Origin of the sequence: Tabrizicola sp., assembly GCF_022842145.1 — a bacterium.
GTDB lineage: Bacteria > Pseudomonadota > Alphaproteobacteria > Rhodobacterales > Rhodobacteraceae > Tabrizicola.
Genome location: NZ_JALHQD010000004.1, coordinates 86,250 through 105,617, shown reverse-complemented (window position 1 = coordinate 105,617; position 19,368 = coordinate 86,250). Strand labels below are relative to the sequence as shown.

Genomic DNA, 19,368 nt, shown 5'->3' with positions numbered 1-19,368 from the left:
AAAGGATTTGTCAAATTCCTTGCTTAAGGAATTTGGCCCCGGCCTTACGGATGCAGTGCGAAAAAGCGCAGGATCTCGGCATTGGCGTCGATCTCCTGCGTCATGTCCATGTCGGACCGGGGTTTCACGCCGCCGGGCCAGTTGTGGCCGCCCCCCTCGATCTTCATCAGGCGCAGCACCACGTTCCGGCCCTTGGCATAGTCGGTGATGCTGACCGACGTTCCGTCATCCTTGCGGTCGATCCGGCGCGAGGTTTGCGTCAGGCCCTTGCCCCAGGGCGCAAGGAACGCCTGAACCACCGACGCGACCGAGGCAAAGTCGGTGCGCGTCAGGCTGGCGTCACCCCGGCCACCGCCGTAGGGGACCATCGTATCGGCGGTGCCGTGGATGATCAGGGCCGGGACGGGAGCGGCGACGCGGACCTTCCGCGTGTCCATCGTGCCGGACACCCCGGCGACCGCCCGCACGAGGGCGGGATTTCGCGCGGCGAAGGTTTCGGCCAGCATCGAGCCGTTCGACATGCCCGTCAGGTAGACGCTTTTGCCAAGGCCGAAACGGGCTTGTGCGTCCTGGATGACAGCGGTCAGGAAAGCTTCGTCGTCCACGCGGTTCCGGGACGCGCTGGCGCAACAGTAACCTGCATTCCAGGACAGAAGTCTGCGCCCCGTTCCTGCCGGATAGACCACTGCGTAACCCTTGCGCAGCGCAACGCCGGTCAAGCCTGTCACCCGGGCCGTGCGGTCGGGATTGCCACCTCCGCCATGCAGGACAAGGATCAGGGGAGCGTTCTGCGGGTCGGCGGGAAGCGCGATTTCGTAATAGCGGTCGCCAAGACGGACGGTCTGGGCGAGCAAAGGCTGCGCGGCAAGAATGGCAAGGAGCAGGGCAAAGGCACGCATGAAGAACTCCGGCATGGGCGTGAGGCTGTCACGCTGTCGCCAGAAGTTTCCGTCGCGTCAGAACGGGCCCGGTCCGTACAGTTCCGCCGCGCGGCGCTCGAAGGCGCGGACCACGCGCAGCATGGCGTCATTGAAGACGACGCCGATGATGCCTTGGAGAATCGCGTTCCTGAACTCGAAATCGACGTGGAAATCGACCTCGCAGCCGCCGGGGATGTCGCGGAAGGCCCAGTTCGACCGCATGTGGCGGAAGGGGCCGTCGAGGTATTCGGTGTCGATCTTCATCGCCTCGGGCCAAAGCGTGACCCGGCTGCCGAAGCGTTCGCGGAAGACCTTGAAGCTGATCACAAGGTCGGCCTCCATCACCTCGCCCCCGCCTGAGATCGGCGTGCGCGAGCGGATGCGGGCCGCGGAATTCCAGGGCAGAAACTTCGGGTAGGATGCGACATCGGCCACCAGATCGTACATCTGCTGGGCGGTGTAGGGCAGGCGCTTGGTTTCGGAATGGCTGGGCATCGGTGTCTCTCTTGGCCCCGAGATGTGGCCCGACATGGCGCCAAGATCAAGCGGGCGACATGTCACGGCCTATGCAACTGTGGCTTTGACGGCTAGGAAGGGGTCGCAACAGACGGAACCGACCCATGCCCGACCGCCCCTATGTGATCGACCAGCTGATCAGCGCCAAGGCCATCGCGGCGCGGGTCGAAGCCCTGGCCCGCGAGATTACCACGCATTTCCACGGCACAGACAAGCTGGTGGTGGTGGGCCTTCTGCGCGGGTCCTTCGTCTTCATCGCCGACCTTGTCCGCGAGATCGAGCTGCCGGTGGAGGTCGATTTCCTGGAAGCCTCCAGCTATGGCGACGCGATGCATTCCAGCCGCGAGGTCCGCATCCTGAAGGATCTGCGGGGCGAGATCGCGGGCCGCGACGTGCTGGTGGTCGAGGACATCATCGACACCGGCTTCACGCTGAGCCACGTGCTGCACCTCCTGAAGGCGCGGCAACCGGCGCGGCTGCGGACCTGCGCGCTTCTGGACAAGCCCTCGCGCCGGGAGGTGCCGGTCAAGGCCGACTGGACGGGTTTCGAGATCCCCGACGAATTCGTCGTGGGCTACGGCATCGACTTCGCCCAGCGGAACCGCAACCTGCCCTACATCGGCAAGGTGCGGTTCACGGAAGCGACATGAACACCCTGAACTGGCTTTTGCGCGCCAAGCGATGGGCGCAGAACCCGCCATCGGAGGGCCGGGTGAAGCTGGTGTTCGGGGTGGTGGCCCTGTGCCTTGTGCTGGTCGGGATCGAGTATTTCGTCGGCTGGCCGGACTGGATGACGGTCGACAGCCTACGCCAGAAACCGTGATTGGACGCGAGCGGCGGGTCGGTTAGGGTCGCCGCGAGGTTGTGGTCGGAGGGTACAGTGATGCGTCTCATGCGCTGGCTGGTCGTATTGGGTCTGGTTGGCGCGGGGGGGCTTTACGTGCTGGCCCGTCCCAATCCGCTTGCGGCGGCGGCAGTTGCGGACCTGACCGGGGACGCGACACGGGGCGAGCAGGTGTTCTGGGCCTCGGGCTGCGCGTCATGCCACATGGCCGACGGTGCGAAAGATGCGGCGCAACTGGTGCTGTCCGGCGGGCAGAAGTTCCCCTCGGACTTCGGCACCTTCATCGCGCCCAACATCAGTCAGGACCCGGAACACGGCATAGGGGCCTGGTCGCAACTGGATCTGGCCAACGCGATCACGCGCGGCGTCAGTCCGGAAGGCGAGCACTACTATCCCGCCCTGCCCTATGCATCCTATGCGAAGATGGAAATGCAGGACGTGGCCGACCTATACGCCTTCATGAAGACGCTGCCCGCCGACGCGACCCCAAGCCAGCCGCACGAGTTGGGCTTTCCATTTTCCCGGCGCGAGGCCGTCGGGCTGTGGAAGCTGATGTTCCTGTCGGATGACTGGACTCTGGCCGGGAACCTGACGCCCACCGCAGCCCGCGGACGCTATATCACCGAGGCGCTGGCGCATTGCGGCGAATGCCACACGCCGCGCAACATGCTGGGCGGGATGGACACGGCCCGCTGGCTGGGGGGCGCGCCGAACCCCTCGGGCGACGGGCGCATCCCGAACATCACGCCCGGAAAGCTTGGCTGGACCGCGCCGGACATCGTGCAATACCTCACCACGGGCTTTACCCCCGACTATGACAGTGTCGGCGGGCATATGGTGCATGTGGTCGAGAACATGGCCCGGCTGCCGGAAAGCGACCGGCAGGCGGTGGCCGAGTACCTGCTGGCCGTCCCCAACCTCGAGTAATCGCGTGCCCGCCTTCCGCTAGCAGTGGGACGAGCCACAACATATTGATCACAAGGGCTTTCCCTGAGCGGGATTTTGCGCCATACTGGCAAAAAACCCGAGCAGAACGGAAAAACAATATGAGCAGGCTTCTTCTTCCCGCGCTTGTCGCGGCTTTCGCACTTCCCGCCACCGCCCAGGATGCAGGCAACGGCCTGACATTCGGCGGGGACGTCAAGCTGGAATACCTGAATAGCGGATCGGACGATGACTTCGCTCTGGACGGCGATATCGGCATGAACTGGCGGTCGGGCGGTCTTCTGGGCTTCGATGCCGCACTGGACACCACGCGGCTGGACGACGGAACGGACTTCACCAATATCTGGGCCGCGCTTGTGCTGTCGACGGGCGCGGGCGAGTTTGCCGTGGGCGCCCCCCGGCCCCTGTCGGATACCGAGCGTGTGATGCCTCGCTTTTCATCGTCGCGCCTGTTTGACCTTGGAGCCAGCGTTCTGACCGGGCCGGTGACCAGCCTGATCAGCAGCCAGGATCGCGGCATGACGCCGGGCATCACCTGGAAGCAGGAAGCGGGCAGCCTGACCTTCGGGGCCGGATATCACCACATGAACGATGCGAACGTCGACGTCGCCGAGGCCATGATGCGCTACCAGACCGGGGCGACGAGCTTCTTCATCAGCGGAGAATTCGCCACGGCCCCGGGGTCGGACCTTTCCCTGATGCAGATCGGCGCATTCCACGACGCGGACCGCTTCGCCATCGGGGCCGCGCTGTCCCAGTTCGATGCGGGCGACACCATCCATACCGTTCGGCTGCACGGCAGTGTGGATGTGATGTCTGCGCTGACGCTGCGGGGCGACATGCTGCTGGTGCAGGATGCCAGCGATGTCTACTCGATCTCGGCCACCTACAATCTCGACAGCGGGATCTACGTGGAAGGCGGCGGGACCAAGGCCGTGGGATCGGACGAGATGTTCGACATCGGAGTCGGCTACAAGTTCTGACGTCGCAATCCGGACGTTTGAGGAAGGGCCGCCAGCGTGCGGCCCTTTGTCATTCGGGTCAGCCCCTGCCCGTCTGTCGGGCATCCCGCATCCGGGCGAAGTCGTCGCCGGCGTGGTAGCTGGACCGGGTCAGCGGCGTGGCCGAGACCATCAGGAAGCCCTTGCCCCAGGCCGCGGTCTCATAGGACTTGAACTCGTCCGGCGTGATGAAGCGCGCTACGCGGTGGTGCTTCGGCGTCGGTTGCAGGTACTGACCGACGGTCAGGAAATCGACGTCCGCGCTGCGCATGTCGTCCATCACCTGCAGGACGGCCTGACGCTCCTCGCCGAGGCCAACCATGATGCCCGACTTGGTGAACATCATCGGGTCCAGTTCCTTCACCCGCTGCAGAAGGCGCAGGGAGTGGAAGTAGCGCGCGCCGGGGCGGACCTCGTGGTACAGGCCGGGGACGGTTTCAAGGTTGTGGTTGAAGACGTCGGGGCGCGCCTCGACCACCTTTTCCAGCGCCGACGGCGGGCACTTCAGGAAGTCGGGCGTCAGGACCTCGATCGTGGTGGCGGGCGAGCGGTGACGGATCGCGCGGATCGTCTGGGCGAAATGCTCGGCCCCGCCGTCGTCAAGGTCATCGCGGTCGACCGAGGTGACGACGACATGGGCAAGCCCAAGTTCGGCCACGGCATGCGCCACCCGGCCCGGCTCGAAGGCGTCCAGCGTCTGCGGCTTCCCCGTCGCCACGTTGCAGAAAGTGCAACCCCGGGTGCAGATCTCGCCCATGATCATCATGGTGGCGTGGCCCTGGCTCCAGCATTCGCCGACGTTGGGGCAGCCGGCTTCCTCGCAGACCGTGACCAGTTTCTTTTCGCGCAGGATGTCGCGGGTACGCTTGTAGCCTTCGGACGTGGGGGCCTTGACCCTGATCCACGCCGGCTTCTTCGGCTGTTCGTTGTCCGGGCGGTGCGCCTTTTCGGGGTGACGCTCTTCGGGAAGCTTGAGGTCGCGCACGGAAATTTCCCCCTGACCGGCTGGCTCCTCCTCAGATAAGCCCGTTTCGCGTCCAAGGCAACGCGGCAAGCCCCCACAGGGACGCCGGTGGCCCATGCAACCGGCGCACATCTGGTGTGGAGTATGTGATGAAGCAGTTTATCGCCGAGGTGATCGGCACGGCGATCCTGGTCCTGTTCGGCTGCGGTGCGGCAGTCTTGATGGGGGCCGAGATCGGGATGACCGGGATTTCGCTGGCCTTCGGACTGGCCATCGTCGCGGCGGCCTACGGGATCGGGCCGATCTCGGGCGCGCATCTGAACCCCGCGGTCAGCCTTGGGGCATACCTTGCCGGACGGATGCCCGCTTCGGCTCTGGCGAGTTATGTCGTCGCGCAACTGGTCGGTGCGGTGATCGGCGCGGGCGTGCTGTATATGATCGCCTCGGGCAAGGCGGGCTATGACATCGGGGTGAACGGGCTGGGCCAGAACGGCTATGGCGCGGGCTATCTGGGGGAATACTCGCTGACGTCGGCGCTGTTGTTCGAAGGCGTGATGACCTTTCTCTTCGTCACCGTGATCCTGGGGGCCACGCAGGACGGCGCGCCGACGGCGATGGCGGGACTGGCGATCGGCCTGACGCTGGCCGCGATCCACCTTGTCGGCATCACCGTGACTGGCGTGTCGGTGAACCCGGCGCGGTCCTTTGGCCCTGCGCTGTTCGTCGGCGGCCAGGCGATGGCGGACCTATGGGTCTTCATCGCGGCACCGCTGGCGGGTGGCGCGCTGGCCGGCATCCTGCACCGGACCGGAGTTACGCGCGCCGCCTGAACTCAGACGCCGGCGCGTGATCCGGGGACGGGGAAGCCCCGGAGGTGGGGGGAGTGCGGGCGACCGCTTTCCCCCCATTGCACCTGATGCGATTGACACGGATCAAGGCATCCCCCTTCCAGACCGGGCATCTGCAGCCTAAGACTGGAGCCCATGATGTCCCTGCCCGAACTTTCCCTGGCCATTCTGCTGCTGCTTCTGACACCGGGGCCGACGAACTCTTTGGTTCTGGTGGCCGCGGCCGAGCGGGGCTGGGTGGGGGCGATGCGCCTGGTTCCGGCCGAGCTTGCGGGGTATTTTCTGTCGGTCCTGCCGCTGACCCTGATCGGGGCGACGCTGTTGGCCGATCACGCAGGGGTGCAGCGCGGGGTGACGCTGGCTGCGGCGCTGTGGGTGGCCGTGCTGGCGGTAAGGTTGTGGCAGCCGCTTGCGTCGGTTGCGGGCGGGACGGTTGGGGCGCGGACGCTGTTCGTGACGACGGCGCTGAACCCCAAGGCGCTGATCTTCGGTCTGGTGCTGTTGCCCTCTCCTGACCGGCTGGGGCTGAACCTTGCGCTCTTCGCGGGGCTGGTCGTGCTGGTTGCCGCGCTTTGGGCCGCTGGCGGCGCGGTCTTGCGCAGCGGTGGGGTCGGCCAGCCGCGCGCGCTGTTCGTGCTGCGGCGGCTGGCCTCGGTCTGGCTCGCGGCGATCTCGGTGATGCTGGTTGCCCGGGGCATGGGGGCCTGAACCCTAGCCGATCAGCAGGCCGGACTTGCCGTAGGTCTCCTCGTAGTGCCGCTTGAGCCGCATCAGCGCGATGCGCAGCACGATCTTGCCTGACCGCGCCGCCCAGCCCATCCGCTTTTCTGCGACCTCCAACCCTTCCAGAAAGCAGCAGCAGCGCAGCGCCACGTCGCCAAGCCCTGGTCCAAGGTCGCGCAGCGCCGCCGCCACGCGGGACCGGGCCGAGGACGGGCCTTCCGCCAGCCCGCTATCCGCCTGAAACGCCCCCCGGTCACCGCCGGTGAGAAACCTGTCCCAGTTCTGCGCCACGCGGGGGCCCATCTGGGCGAGTTCGAAATCCTCGCGCAGACGTTCGGCGGCGGCGCCAAGTTCGGGCTCCAGGAAGGGCTTGCCGTCGCGGTCGCGACGGCGGCCCAGCAACGCCACCGGGCTTTCCGCCAGGTTGTAGCGCACCCGGCGCGGGCTGCCGTCGTCCAGCACCTCACGCTCGTCCCAGGTGCGGTGCTGGTCGCCGAACGGCGTTGCGGCCTCGGCCATGCCCTGACGACGGCGATCCTCCTCGTCCACCATCCGCTTCAGCGCGGCGCGTCCGGCAGAAGTGATCTCGTAGGTCGAGACGCGGCCCGGCTTGCGGCAAGTCACCCAGTCCTTCAGCGCGAAGGCATGGGCCACCGACCGTTCCAGCACCGCCGTCCGCAGGCTTTTGCCATCGGGCAGTTCGCGGATCACCACGGCCTTTTCCAGATCGGGCGCGATGGCCATCACGGCGCTGGGTTCCGCCAGGCGGCGCAACACGCGCATCCCCTCGCGCGTCAGCGCCTGTTCGTCGCAGATGTCGGGCTGGTCGCCGGCGGCGGGAAGGCGCGGGTGGACTGACATGGACTGATCATCCTTTCGGGCTGGGTCATCGGTGTGACGGGGAACGAGACGAGAGATTGCCGACAGCGCCTCGTCCATCAGGGGGTCTTCCCGACGGTTTTCGAACCGTCGGACTTGCCGCAGGATGGTCGAGGCATGAAGACCCTCGCGCCGGGCCAGCTCTCTGAGTGACGTGCCGTCTTCGGTATGGTCGAGGTAGTGACGCACGGCAGCAGGAAGCCAGTCTGGCAGGTTGGCAGCAGTCAATTCTGGCAATTCAGTCGTCCCGTCATTGTCCACACCCGGGCTGCAATAAGTCCAGCCTTGGACACCTGCAACCTTGGGTGGAATTGGTTACGCGTTCGTTAAGCTTTCGTCCGACCTTAACAATTCGACGGAAATCTTAAACTCTTTGGTAACCAGCGCGCGCTCCAAGCCACGGATGCGCAACGCCAGGTTGTGTCGGGTAAGGATGCAGTCATCCAAGAATGGAGGACCCCATGACCGACTGCCGCACCATGCTTGCCTCTCTGCGCCGCCCCCGCCTTCTGATGCGCGCGGCCCGTTTCGGCCTTGGCGAATACCGGCGCGACCGGGATTTGCGGCGTCATGTGGCAGGGTTCGCCTCGCCCGAGGACACCGTCTTTTCGCTGATGTCGGTCGAAGCCCGGCTGGAGGCGACCCGTGTCACCGGGGATGCGGGGTACTCGGTGGCAAAGCACATCGAGGTGCTGATCGCGCTTTTGGCCGAAGCGCAGTTCCTGCGGCGCGGCGGGATGGCCTGACGTCCGGAAATGAAGAAGGGGCGGTTTTCACCGCCCCTTTTTTGCAGTTGCCAGTGGCTTGCCTAGATGAAAGCGTCCGGCATCGCGGCTTTCCGCGTGGCCACGAAAGCCTCCAGCGCCTCGCGGGTGCCGGGGTCCATGTCGGGGGCCACGTAATCGGCGAGTTGCTTCTTCACCTTCTCGTTCGCTAGGCTTTGCGTGTCGCGCGCGCCTTCCTCGGCCCAGGTCTCGAACGGCTTGTAGTCGAAAAGGTCCGAGCGCCAGAACGCGGACTTGAAGTTCGCCTGGGTGTGGCTGCAGCCAAGGTAGTGGCCGCCGGGACCCACTTCGCGGATCGCATCCATCGCCTGACCGTTGGTGTCGACCTGGATGCCCTGCGCCAAGTGGTGAAGGGTTCCCAACTGGTCGGCGTCCATCACGAACTTTTCGTAGCTGGAGACCAGACCGCCCTCAAGCCAGCCGCAGGCGTGCAGCATGAAGTTCACGCCGGCAAGCAGTGCCATGTTCAGGCTGTTGGCGGTTTCATAAGCCGCCTGCGCATCCGGCAGCTTCGAGCCGCAGAACGACCCGCCGGAGCGGTAGGGCAGTCCAAGCCGCCGCACCAATTGGCCTGCGCCATAGGTGATATGGGCCGCTTCCGGCGTTCCGAAGGTCGGCGCGCCCGAGTTCATGTCGATGGAGGTCACGAAGGCCCCCGCAATGACCGGAGAGCCGGGCCGGATCAACTGCGAGTAGCTCACGCCCGCCAGGATTTCGGCCAGGACCTGGGTCAACGTTCCGGCCACCGTCACCGGTGCCATTGCACCACCGACGATGAAGGGCGAGACGATGCTTGCCTGATTGTTGGCGGCAAAAACTTCCAGAGCGCCCATCATGATCCCGTCGAAGACCATCGGCGAGTTGATGTTGATCAGGCTGGTCATCACCGTGTTCTGGTCGACGAAGTCCGATCCAAACAGGATCTTGGCCATGTCGACCGAATCCTGGGCCCGGCTGGGCTCGGTGACCGAGCCCATGAACGGCTTGTCCGACAGGGTCATGTGCGCAAAGAGCATGTCGAGGTGGCGCTTGTTCACGGGCACGTCCGTCGGCTCGCAGACCGTGCCGCCGGAGTGGTGCAGCCACTTGGACATGTAGCCCAGCTTCACGAAGTTCTGGAAATCCTCCAGCGTCGCATAGCGGCGACCACCTTCCATGTCGCGCACGAAGGGCGGACCGTAGACCGGGGCTAGCACCAGGTTGCGGCCGCCGACCTCGACGTTGCGTTCGGGGTTGCGGGCGTGCTGGGTGTAGGTCTTCGGCGCGGTCGAGATCAGCTTGCGCGCAAGGCCACGGGGAATGTGCACGCGTTCGCCCTGCACATCGGCACCGGCATCGCGCCAGCGGACCAAGGCGGCGGGGTTCTCGACGAAGTTGACGCCAATCTCTTCCAACACCGTCTCGGCGTTGTACTCGATGATCTGGAGGGCTTCCTCGTTCAGGATCTCGAAGTTGGGGATGTTGCGCTGGATGAAGCGGGCGGTCTCGAAGCTGACCGCAGTCCGCTCTGCCCGACGGCTCGCGCCGCCACCACTGCGCGACCTGCGCCCTGCAACTTCGTTCATGTCAGCCTCCGGGAGATGTTTGCGCCCTTATGCCGCCAATCCGTCCGGCATCGCCCCCTGAAACCGCCGCATGTCTGCCAAAACCGACATGTGCCTTCGTCGCAAACGACATCGGCGCGCGCGGGATATCTTGCACTTGGACGCGTCCCAGCCTAATCGGGCGCATGACCCAGATCGCCCATGACCGCCTTCTCATCATCGACTTCGGTTCCCAGGTGACGCAGCTCATCGCGCGCCGCCTGCGGGAGCTGAACGTCTACTGCGAAATCCATCCCTACAACCGCGTGGACGCAGCCTTCCTGCAGGACTTCGCGCCGAAGGCGGTGATCTTCTCGGGTGGGCCTGCCAGCGTGTATTGGGAGAACGCCCCGATGCCGCCGGCGGGGGTCTTCGATCTGGGGGTGCCGATCCTGGGGATCTGCTATGGCCAGCAGGTGATGATGCATTGCCTGGGTGGCCATGTGGAAGGCGGGCATGGCACGGCCGAGTTCGGCAAGGCCTTCGTCACACCGACGGACCTGACCCACCCCTTCCTGGCAGGATGGTTCCCGCCCGAAGCCGGTCCTTTGGCGCAGGAACAGGTCTGGATGTCGCACGGCGACCACGTGTCGAAGATCGCGCCCGGGTTCCAGGTCTATGGCACTTCGCCCAACGCGCCCTTCGCCATCACCGCCGACCCTGCACGCCATTTCTACGCCGTCCAGTTCCACCCCGAGGTGCACCACACCCCGAAGGGCGCGCAGTTGTACGAGAATTTCGTCAAGCTGGCGGGGTTCAAGGGCGACTGGACGATGGGCGCCTACCGTGAAGAGGCGATCCGCAAGATCCGCGACCAGGTCGGCGATGCCAAGGTCATCTGCGGGCTGTCGGGCGGAGTGGATTCTTCCGTGGCCGCCGTCCTGATCCACGAGGCCATCGGCGACCAGCTGACTTGCGTCTTCGTCGACCACGGCCTCCTGCGGCTGGGCGAGGCGGAGCAGGTCGTGACCATGTTCCGCGACCACTACAACATGCCGTTGATCCACGCGGACGAAAGCGAGCTGTTCCTTGGCGCGCTGGAGGGGGTTTCCGACCCCGAGGTCAAGCGCAAGACCATCGGCAAGCTCTTCATCGACGTTTTCCAGAAGCACGCGACGGCCGTGGGCGGCGCGAAGTTCCTCGCTCAGGGGACGCTTTACCCGGATGTGATTGAATCGGTCAGCTTCTCTGGTGGGCCTTCGGTCACGATCAAGTCGCACCACAATGTCGGCGGTTTGCCGGAGAAGATGGGGCTGAAACTCGTCGAACCGCTGCGCGAACTCTTCAAGGACGAGGTCCGCGCCCTGGGGCGCGAGCTTGGCCTTCCGGCCAGCTTCATCGGCCGGCACCCCTTCCCCGGACCGGGCCTGGCGATCCGCTGCCCGGGAGAGATCACGACCGAGAAGCTGGAAATCCTGCGGCGGGCCGATGCGGTCTACATCGACCAGATCAGGAAGCATGGGCTTTACGACGAGATCTGGCAGGCTTTCGCGGCGATCCTGCCGATGAAGACCGTGGGCGTGATGGGCGACGGGCGGACCTACGACTACGCCCTGGCGCTGCGGGCGGTGACGAGCGTGGACGGCATGACCGCCGACTACTACCCCTTCACCCACGACTTCCTGGGCGAGACCGCCACCCGGATCATCAACGAGGTCAAGGGCGTGAACCGCGTCTTCTACGACTGCACCTCAAAGCCGCCTGGGACGATCGAGCTGGAATAGGCCTCGGGGAAGGAAGCCGCAGATGAAGGGCGAAAACCGGCGCAAGATCAAGGCTTTCGTCGATACCTTGCCCTTCATGCGGAAGCGCCACCGTATAGCCCCGCCAAAGCTTGTGGGTCATTCCCAATGGGCGGATTTCCTGGAGCGGGAGTTCAACAAACCCGGGATGCGGGTCCTTGAAATCGGGTCCCGCGTCGTGACCGGTGCCAACCACCGCAGCCGCTTTGCGCAGGCCGACTATGTGGGCTTCGACTTCTACCCCGGAGAAAACGTCGATGTCGTCGGCGACGCGCACCGGCTGACCGAGTACTTCCCCACGGGCGAGAAGTTCGACCTGATCTTCGCCTCCGCCGTGTTCGAGCATCTGCACATGCCCTGGGTCGTGGCCGAAGAGATCACCAAGCTTCTTAAGGTGGGCGGCCATGTCTTTGTCGAGACACACTTTTCCTATATCGCGCATGAGCGGCCCTGGAACTTCTACCAGTTCTCGGACATGGGCCTGCGGGCGTTGTTCAACACTGGTCTTGGCTACGACCTGATCGATTCGGGCCTCAGCAACCCGATGGCAGGGTTCTTCACCGAACAGGCCGACCGCTACCTGCGCTATCGCCCGATCACCGAGCTTTACTGTCACAGCGAGATCCTTTGTCGCAAACGCGAAGAGGTCACCGGCTTTGACTGGCGGACGCTCGCGGCGGACTCGGTGGTGGACGGCACCCGCTATCCGCCTCCGGGCGCGGCGGCGGGGTCCAGCGCCGACTGACAGAGGGGGGCGCGGGTGACGTCGTCCCCTGGTGCAGGCCCCGCGACGAGGAGACGAAGTCGAACGAGGAGCAGTTCTTAGAACCGCCCGTGCACCGCAATCTCGGCCAAGGTTTTCCGCCCACTGGGTTTTTCCCGTGCACGCAGATCCTCCGGCAGTGCCTCGGCCGGCCCCTGTTCGCCCACCGCCACGACACAGTGCAGCGTGTGGCCATCCGGCAGACCCACCGCTGCCGCCAGCTTGTCCTTGTCGAACCCGCCCATCGCGTGCGCGGCCAAGCCCATCGACTGCGCCTGCAAGGCAAGGCTCATCCAGGCGGCTCCGGTGTCGAACCCGGCGGTGCGGTTCGGGGCCTCGATCCCCTCGCGGTTCGTCACGGTATCCTTCGACGCCACGGCAAGCAGCACTGCGGCCTCTCCGGCCCAGACCTGGTTGCCCGCAGCCAGCGCCAAATGGATCGCGGCAAAGCCGTCCTCTCCCCGTCGTGCCCAGACCAGCCGCCAGGGTTGGTGGTTCGAGGCCGAGGGCGCCCAGCGGACGGCTTCTAGAAGCGACATCACGTCAGCCTCGGGCACCGCGCGGTCGGTGAAGGACCGGGGCGACCAGCGGGCAGGAAACTGCGGAGCGACCGGGTGGGCAGGCTGGCGACCGGCGGGTTGATCAAGGCTCATGGCGCGATTTCCTTTTTCTCTGGACATCGACATAGGCCGGGAAGCGCGGGCCGACAACCGCCCTGCCCCGCAACCTTCTGTTCGCTCCTGCACAGGCCCCGCGACAGGTGGGGCTCGCCATGCCATGATCACCGCACCAAAGAGGAGAGCAAGGAATGCGCGCAGTCCGGTTGCAGGCGGTCGGCAGGATCGAGTTGGCAGAGGTCCCGGACCCCGTTCCCGGACCCGGCGAGGTTCTGGTCCGCGTCCTTGCAGCAGGCATCTGCGGCACCGACCGGCATCTTCTGAAGGGCGAGTTTCCCTGTGCCCCGCCCGTCACCCTGGGCCATGAGTTCTCGGGCGAGGTGGTGGCTGTGGGGGACGGCGTCGCCCTGCCCCTTGGCACCCGCATCGCCTGCGACCCGAACATCGCCTGCGGGGCCTGCGACCAATGTCTGCGGGGCCGCACAAACCTCTGTATCCGCAACGTCGCCATCGGCATCCACCGCGACGGCGGGTTTGCAGACCTTGCCGCGATCCCCGCCCATCGCGCGGTCCCGGTCCCGGACCTTGATCCACAACACGCGGCCTTCGCCGAGCCGCTGGCCTGCACGCTGCACGGCGTCGACCTTGGCGCACCCGTGCCCGGCGAGCGGGTGATCGTGCTTGGCGGCGGCGTCATCGGGCTTTTGGCCGTGCAGCTTGCCCGCAACGCGGGAGCGGAAGTCACCCTCGTCACCCGGCATCCCACCAAGCGCGCGCTTGCGCTGGAGACCGGCGCCACGCACACCGCCGCGACCGAAGCCGAGGCGCGGGCGCTTCTGCCGCAGGGCGCCGACCTGGTGCTGGAATGTGCCGGTGTGGCCGAAACGGTGGAAATGGCCCCTCGCCTGACCCGGTCCGGCGGGCGCGTGGTCATCCTGGGCGTCATGCCGCAGGGCGAGAAGGTCAGGATCGAGCCCTTCGACCTTCTCTTTCGCGAGATCCAGCTTTTGCACAGCTTCATCAATCCCTTCACCCAGACCCGCGCCGTGGCGATGCTGACGTCGGGAAAGGTAAGCGTGGGCCCGCTGATCTCGCGCATCATCCCGCTGTCCGAAGCCTCCCGCACCATCGCCAATCCGGCCACGCCGGGCGAGGTCAAGGTGCTGGTCGTCCCGGACTAAGGCCGGTTGCACCACGACTGCCCGGGGGTAGCGCGCCGCAAGGGCACCCCATGACCCGGCGCTGACGGCTCTGGACATTCCCTTTGCGCCCGGCAAGGCTTGCCTCATGACGCACCGCCCCCTCGCCGCCGCTCTGTGGATGATCGGAGCCATCGCCGCCTTCACCGCAATGGCCATCGCGACCCGCCAGATCAATGGCGTGCACGACACGTTCGAGATCCTGGCCTACCGCTCGATGATCGGCTGGGTGCTGGTCGTGGGACTGGCTGCCGCGTTCCACAAGCTTTCGGACGTCCGGACCGACCGGCTGCCCAGCCACGTCGTCCGCAACGTCTTCCACTTCACCGGCCAGTCGCTATGGTTCTGGGCGATCACGATGATCCCGCTGGCGCAGGTCTTCGCGCTGGAGTTCACCTCGCCGATCTGGGTGATCCTTCTGTCGCCGATCTTCCTTGGCGAAAGCCTGACCCGCCGCAAGCTGATCGCCGCGGCCCTGGGGTTTGCCGGAGTCCTGATCGTCGCCCGCCCCGATTTCGGCCATATCGAACCCGGTGTCCTTGCCGCTGCCGCTGCGGCGTTCTTCTTCGCCTCGACCAACCTGATGACCAAGGCCCTGACGAAGGGCGAGCCGATCCTGTCGATCCTCTTCTGGCTGACCTTGATGCAGGCGGTCTTCGGTACGGTGGCGATGACCGTCTTCGGTCCGGTCACGCTGCCGACGCTGGCCACGCTGCCCTGGCTGGTCCTGATCGGCGTGGCGGGGATCACCGCGCATTTCTCGCTGACGACGGCCTTGTCGCTTGCCCCGGCCAGCACCGTCGTCCCGGTCGACTTCGCCCGCCTGCCGATCATCGCCGTCGTGGGCGCCATGTTCTACGACGAGCAGGTGCCACCGACCCTGTTCGCCGGGGCCGCGCTGATCTTTCTGGGCATCTGGATCACGCTGCGCGGTGCATCCCGGCCACAGGCACCCCACGTCACAAGACCGTGACGCGGCGTCATTGATTGACGCAAAATGTCGCAGGGCCTAGCCTGTGTTTAAGGGGGAGTTCCCGGATGGGAATTCAATTCAGGGGTGAGGATCATGAAACATTTTGCATTGGTTACTGCAGCCATGCTTGCCGCCACTGGCGGTGCACATGCAGGTGGCGTGGAACGCTCCACGCAGTCGGTGGGAATTCTGTTCGAAAAGGGTCGGTATGCGGAGCTGAGCTTCGGACGGTTCGCGCCGGATGTCAGTGGTGTTTCGCCGCTTTCGCCCGGAGCAAGTTCAGGTGACATGGCGGGGGACTACAACTCCTGGAGCCTTGGCTACAAGATGGACATCGGCGACCGCATGGCCTTCGCGATGATCCTGGACGAACCAATTGGCGCGGACGTGAACTACGCAACTGGCACCTTCTATCCTGCAGGCGGCTCGACTGCGAAACTGAGCTCAAGCGCGATCACCGCCCTCCTGCGCTACCAGTTTGAGAACAATGTCTCGGTCTACGGCGGCCTGCGGTACCAGACGGTCCACGGGGAAGTGGCGCTGACGGGCGGCTACACATTGGACACCAACTACGATTCGGAGTTGGGCTACGTCGTCGGCGTCGCTTGGGAGAAGCCTGAAATCGCTGCGCGCGTGGCGCTGACCTACAATTCGGCCATCACTCATTCGCTTGAATCGGTTGAAATCGGGAGCCCGACGGCGGGCTTCGACACCGAAGTTCCGCAGTCCGTGAACCTGGAGTTCCAGACAGGTATCGCGAAGGATACGCTTCTGTTCGGTTCGATCCGCTGGGTCGACTGGACCTCTTTCATCATCAATCCACCACTGTATGACGCCGTTTCGCCGCTGCCTCTGGTCGACTATGCCAACGATCGCATTACCTACAATCTTGGCGTCGGTCGTCGCTTCAGCGAGAACTGGGCGGGTGCCGTGACCATCGGATACGAAAAGTCAGATGGCGCGCCTACCGGGAACCTCGGCCCGTCGGATGGGCTGAAGAGCATCGGCATTGCCGCGACGTACACGATGGACAACGTGAAAATCACCGGCGGCGTCCGCTATGTCGACATTGGGGACGCAACAACCAACCCGCCTGTCAGCGGTGTCTTCAGCGACAACTCCGGTGTCGGGGTCGGGATCAAGATCGGCTACACCTTCTAAGCATCTGGCCTTTCGCCACGTCAAACCCCGCCCCTCGTGGCGGGGTTTTTCGTTGTGGAACGCCCTTCCCGCGGCTAACAGAGGCGCGATGAGGTGATGCGATGATCTACCGCTCTGGTTCCGACTACCTGAAGGCCCCCCGCAAACGGGTCATGCTGTTCGGCATGTCCGGTCTGGGCAAGACGTACCTCTCGACCCTTCTGCGCGATCATGGCGACTGGTTCCACTACTCGGTCGATTACCGGATCGGCACCCGCTACATGGGCGAATACATCGCCGACAACTTCAAGCGCGAGGCGATGAAGGTTCCGCTTCTGCGCGAGCTTCTGATGACCGACAGCGTCTACATCGCGTCGAACATCACCTTCGACAACCTCGCCCCCCTTTCCACCTACCTTGGCAAGCCCGGCGACCCGGACAAGGGGGGTGTCCCCTTTGCCGAATACATGAAGCGGCAGGAACAGCACCGCGCCGCGGAAGTGGCGGCCACGCTGGACACCGCCCGCTTCATGGACCGGGCCGAGGAAATCTACGGCTACCCCAACTTCGTCTGCGACACTTCGGGCTCCATCTGCGAGGTGGTGGAGGCCGACGACCCGGCTGACCCGGTGATGAAGCAGCTTTCGGAAACGCTGCTGATGGTCTGGATCAAGGGCTCGGACGCGCATACGACCGAGCTGGTCCGCCGCTTCGACCGCGCGCCAAAGCCGATGTATTACCAGCCGGATTTCCTTCATGCGGCGTGGGAGGAATACCGCGCAACCCATTCCGTGACCGAAGAAACCTGCGATCCGGACCACTTCGTCCGCTGGACCTATGCCCGCGCCCTGGCCCACCGCCAGCCGCGCTATGCCGCGATGGCGCGATGGGGGGTCACCGTCACCGCCGAGGAAGTGGGCGAGGTTTCGACCACGCAGGACTTCGACGCGCTCATGGCCCGTGCCATCGACCGCAGCTGACCTTGCAACCCCGCGTCGCTTTCCCTAGCTTCCAGCCTTTCCCGCCGCACCCCCTGCCGCACTTAAGGACCTAGACCAGATGCCGATCACGCTTCCTGAAACCCTGCCCGCCTTTGACGTGCTGCGGTCCGAGGGCGTCATGGTCATCTCGCCGACCCGCGCCGCGCATCAGGACATCCGCCCCTTGCGGATCGGGCTTCTCAATCTGATGCCGAAGAAGATTCAGACCGAGAACCAGTTCGCCCGGCTGATTGGCGCCACGCCCCTGCAGATCGACCTGCAGCTGATCCGCATGACCAGCCACGAGACGAAGAACACCGCCGCCGAACACATGGCGACCTTCTACCGTCCGTTCCAGGACGTGAAAGGCGAGAAGTTCGACGGCCTGATCATCACCGGCGCCCCCATCGAACACCTTGCCTTCGAGGACGTCACCTACTGGGACGAGCTCTGCGAGGTGATGGACTGGACCCAGACCCATGTGCAGTCCACCTTCGGCGTCTGCTGGGGCGGCATGGCGATGATCAACCACTTCCACGGCGTGAAGAAGCACATGTTGCCGGCGAAGGCCTTCGGCTGTTTCCGCCACCAGAACCTTGCCCCGACCTCGCCCTACCTGCGCGGCTTCTCGGATGATTTCGTCATCCCGGTTTCGCGCTGGACCGAGATGAAACAGGCCGAGATCGACTCTGCCCCCGCCCTGAAGACCCTGCTCGGCAGCGACGAGGTCGGCCCTTGCCTGGTCGAGGATGCGGCGCACCGCGCGCTCTATATCTTCAACCACTTCGAATACGACAGCGACACGCTGAAGCAGGAATATGACCGAGACGTCGCCAACGGCACCCCGATCAATGTGCCGACGAACTACTACCCGGATGACAATCCCGCGAAGCCGCCGCTCAATCGGTGGAGAAGCCACGCCCACCTGCTATATGGCAACTGGATCAACGAGATTTATCAGTCCACGCCCTATGATATCAATGAGATTGGCCGCTAGCTTCCTTGTCGCCGCCGTAGGGCTGGTCGGTGCGACCCACTGGCGGGCCTCGGCGCGGGAAGCCTCGGCAGAGGCAGCCTATCCGCCCTCCGGCCAGTTCGTCACCGTGGACGGCAAGCGCCTGCACTACGAGATGAAGGGCACGGGGCCGGACCTTGTGATGATCCACGGCGCCAGTGGCAGCCTGCGGGACCTGACCTTCGCCTTGCGCGACCGGCTGACCGACCGTTACCGCGTCACGGTGGTGGACCGTCCCGGGCTGGGCCATTCCGACCCGCAGGACGAGACCAGTCTGCTGGCGCAGGCCCGATTCATCAAGGCGGGCGTCGCACAGCTTGGCGTGAAGGACCCCGTCGTGCTCGGCCAAAGCTACGGCGGGTCCGTCGCGCTGGCCTGGGCATTGGATGGCGGGCCGAAGGCTCTGGTGCTGGTGGGCAGTCCGTCGATGCCTTGGCCGGGCAAGCTGGACATCTGGTACCGCGCCACGGACAATGCGATCGGTCGGGCGGTGGCCATCCCCCTCGCCTCGGCCTTCGTGCCCGACACTTATGTCCGCAAGGCCATTGACGCGGTTTTCGCCCCCGACTTGGTTCCCGCGGGATATGACGACTTCCTTGGCACGCAGCTGACCCTGCGCCGCGCCACGCTTGCGGCCAACGTCGCCCAGGTAAACGCCCTGCGCGCCGAGCTGGTGGAGATGGAGCCGCACTATCCCTCGCTGGGACTGCCGGTCGAACTGATCCACGGCACTGAAGACACCATCGTGCCGCTGCACATCCATTCGCAGCCCCTGTCGCAGCTCCTGCCCAATGCGACACTGACCGTCATCTCCGGCGCGGGCCACATGCCGCACCACGCCCACGCCGCCGAGGTCATCGCCGCCATCGACCGCGCCGCATTGCGCTGATCCGCCCAATCGCCATACTGGCGGCGATGTAAGGAGGATTCA

21 protein-coding genes are annotated in these 19,368 nt (G+C 65.1%); 15 read left to right on the top strand and 6 right to left on the bottom strand.

Features of this window, described 5'->3' with window-relative positions; translation table 11 throughout:
• Positions 1 to 44 precede the first annotated feature (44 nt).
• Both Q0C42_RS11590 and Q0C42_RS11585 read right to left on the bottom strand, forming a co-directional pair.
• Positions 45 to 899, bottom strand: a complete 855-nt coding sequence (locus Q0C42_RS11590) for a PHB depolymerase family esterase (protein WP_295075642.1) — start codon at positions 897 to 899, stop codon at positions 45 to 47.
• Between the two features lie 57 nt (positions 900 to 956).
• Entirely contained in the window at positions 957 to 1,415 is a 459-nt protein-coding gene (locus Q0C42_RS11585) for a type II toxin-antitoxin system RatA family toxin (RefSeq protein ID WP_295075640.1), read from the bottom strand.
• A gap of 125 nt (positions 1,416 to 1,540) precedes the next feature.
• Between Q0C42_RS11585 and hpt the strand changes: the two genes are divergently transcribed.
• The 4 genes from hpt (at position 1,541) to Q0C42_RS11565 (ending at position 4,208) form a co-directional block, all read left to right on the top strand.
• Positions 1,541 to 2,086, top strand: a complete 546-nt coding sequence (gene hpt / locus Q0C42_RS11580) for a hypoxanthine phosphoribosyltransferase (RefSeq protein WP_295075637.1) — start codon at positions 1,541 to 1,543, stop codon at positions 2,084 to 2,086.
• Complete coding sequence (locus Q0C42_RS11575; protein WP_295075634.1) at positions 2,083 to 2,259, top strand: hypothetical protein; 177 nt, start codon at positions 2,083 to 2,085, stop codon at positions 2,257 to 2,259. Before hpt ends, Q0C42_RS11575 begins: the two co-directional genes overlap by 4 nt.
• Before the next feature lie 60 nt (positions 2,260 to 2,319).
• On the top strand, positions 2,320 to 3,207 hold the full coding sequence (locus Q0C42_RS11570; RefSeq protein WP_295076288.1) for a cytochrome c: 888 nt from the start codon (positions 2,320 to 2,322) through the stop codon (positions 3,205 to 3,207).
• A gap of 119 nt (positions 3,208 to 3,326) precedes the next feature.
• On the top strand, positions 3,327 to 4,208 hold the full coding sequence (locus tag Q0C42_RS11565) for a hypothetical protein (protein ID WP_295075631.1): 882 nt from the start codon (positions 3,327 to 3,329) through the stop codon (positions 4,206 to 4,208).
• A 58-nt stretch (positions 4,209 to 4,266) separates the two neighbouring features.
• Here the strand turns inward: Q0C42_RS11565 and lipA are convergent, their stop codons facing one another.
• Entirely contained in the window at positions 4,267 to 5,217 is a 951-nt protein-coding gene (lipA, locus tag Q0C42_RS11560; RefSeq protein WP_367115735.1) for a lipoyl synthase, read from the bottom strand.
• A 119-nt stretch (positions 5,218 to 5,336) separates the two neighbouring features.
• On the opposite strand from lipA, the gene Q0C42_RS11555 reads away from it, so the two are divergent.
• Both Q0C42_RS11555 and Q0C42_RS11550 read left to right on the top strand, forming a co-directional pair.
• Positions 5,337 to 6,020 carry an aquaporin gene (locus Q0C42_RS11555; RefSeq protein WP_295075626.1) on the top strand — a complete coding sequence of 228 codons (684 nt, stop codon included), beginning with the start codon at positions 5,337 to 5,339 and terminating at the stop codon, positions 6,018 to 6,020.
• A gap of 156 nt (positions 6,021 to 6,176) precedes the next feature.
• Positions 6,177 to 6,746: a hypothetical protein gene (locus tag Q0C42_RS11550; RefSeq protein ID WP_295075624.1), complete on the top strand. Its 570-nt coding sequence runs from the start codon at positions 6,177 to 6,179 to the stop codon at positions 6,744 to 6,746.
• Between the two features lie 3 nt (positions 6,747 to 6,749).
• Here the strand turns inward: Q0C42_RS11550 and Q0C42_RS11545 are convergent, their stop codons facing one another.
• On the bottom strand, positions 6,750 to 7,877 hold the full coding sequence (locus tag Q0C42_RS11545; RefSeq protein ID WP_295075621.1) for a DUF6456 domain-containing protein: 1,128 nt from the start codon (positions 7,875 to 7,877) through the stop codon (positions 6,750 to 6,752).
• 224 nt (positions 7,878 to 8,101) lie between these two features.
• On the opposite strand from Q0C42_RS11545, the gene Q0C42_RS11540 reads away from it, so the two are divergent.
• Positions 8,102 to 8,386, top strand: coding sequence for a DUF6477 family protein (locus tag Q0C42_RS11540; RefSeq protein ID WP_295075618.1), 285 nt, complete (start codon positions 8,102 to 8,104; stop codon positions 8,384 to 8,386).
• Positions 8,387 to 8,448: 62 nt separating this feature from the next.
• Here the strand turns inward: Q0C42_RS11540 and Q0C42_RS11535 are convergent, their stop codons facing one another.
• On the bottom strand, positions 8,449 to 9,990 hold the full coding sequence (locus Q0C42_RS11535) for a trimethylamine methyltransferase family protein (RefSeq protein ID WP_295075615.1): 1,542 nt from the start codon (positions 9,988 to 9,990) through the stop codon (positions 8,449 to 8,451).
• A gap of 164 nt (positions 9,991 to 10,154) precedes the next feature.
• On the opposite strand from Q0C42_RS11535, the gene guaA reads away from it, so the two are divergent.
• On the top strand, positions 10,155 to 11,732 hold the full coding sequence (guaA, locus tag Q0C42_RS11530; protein WP_295075612.1) for a glutamine-hydrolyzing GMP synthase: 1,578 nt from the start codon (positions 10,155 to 10,157) through the stop codon (positions 11,730 to 11,732).
• Between the two features lie 22 nt (positions 11,733 to 11,754).
• Entirely contained in the window at positions 11,755 to 12,495 is a 741-nt protein-coding gene (locus Q0C42_RS11525; protein ID WP_295075609.1) for a methyltransferase domain-containing protein, read from the top strand.
• A 77-nt stretch (positions 12,496 to 12,572) separates the two neighbouring features.
• On the opposite strand, the gene Q0C42_RS11520 is transcribed toward Q0C42_RS11525, so the two are convergent.
• Complete coding sequence (locus Q0C42_RS11520; RefSeq protein ID WP_295075606.1) at positions 12,573 to 13,166, bottom strand: nitroreductase family protein; 594 nt, start codon at positions 13,164 to 13,166, stop codon at positions 12,573 to 12,575.
• Positions 13,167 to 13,321: 155 nt separating this feature from the next.
• Here Q0C42_RS11520 and Q0C42_RS11515 point away from each other — a divergent pair, with 155 nt between their 5' ends.
• The 6 genes from Q0C42_RS11515 to Q0C42_RS11490 all read left to right on the top strand — a co-directional run bounded on the left by Q0C42_RS11515 (position 13,322) and on the right by Q0C42_RS11490 (position 19,326).
• A complete protein-coding gene (locus Q0C42_RS11515) occupies positions 13,322 to 14,311 on the top strand; it encodes a zinc-dependent alcohol dehydrogenase family protein (protein ID WP_295075603.1) in 990 nt (329 codons plus the stop codon).
• 106 nt (positions 14,312 to 14,417) lie between these two features.
• Complete coding sequence (locus Q0C42_RS11510) at positions 14,418 to 15,302, top strand: DMT family transporter (protein WP_295075600.1); 885 nt, start codon at positions 14,418 to 14,420, stop codon at positions 15,300 to 15,302.
• A gap of 93 nt (positions 15,303 to 15,395) precedes the next feature.
• Complete coding sequence (locus Q0C42_RS11505) at positions 15,396 to 16,463, top strand: hypothetical protein (RefSeq protein WP_295075597.1); 1,068 nt, start codon at positions 15,396 to 15,398, stop codon at positions 16,461 to 16,463.
• A gap of 101 nt (positions 16,464 to 16,564) precedes the next feature.
• Positions 16,565 to 17,422 (top strand): ATPase, encoded by an 858-nt coding sequence (locus Q0C42_RS11500; RefSeq protein WP_295075594.1) that lies wholly within the window; start codon positions 16,565 to 16,567, stop codon positions 17,420 to 17,422.
• 79 nt (positions 17,423 to 17,501) lie between these two features.
• Complete coding sequence (metA, locus tag Q0C42_RS11495) at positions 17,502 to 18,419, top strand: homoserine O-succinyltransferase (protein ID WP_295075591.1); 918 nt, start codon at positions 17,502 to 17,504, stop codon at positions 18,417 to 18,419.
• On the top strand, positions 18,403 to 19,326 hold the full coding sequence (locus Q0C42_RS11490; RefSeq protein WP_295075588.1) for an alpha/beta hydrolase: 924 nt from the start codon (positions 18,403 to 18,405) through the stop codon (positions 19,324 to 19,326). Before metA ends, Q0C42_RS11490 begins: the two co-directional genes overlap by 17 nt.
• Positions 19,327 to 19,368 lie beyond the last annotated feature (42 nt).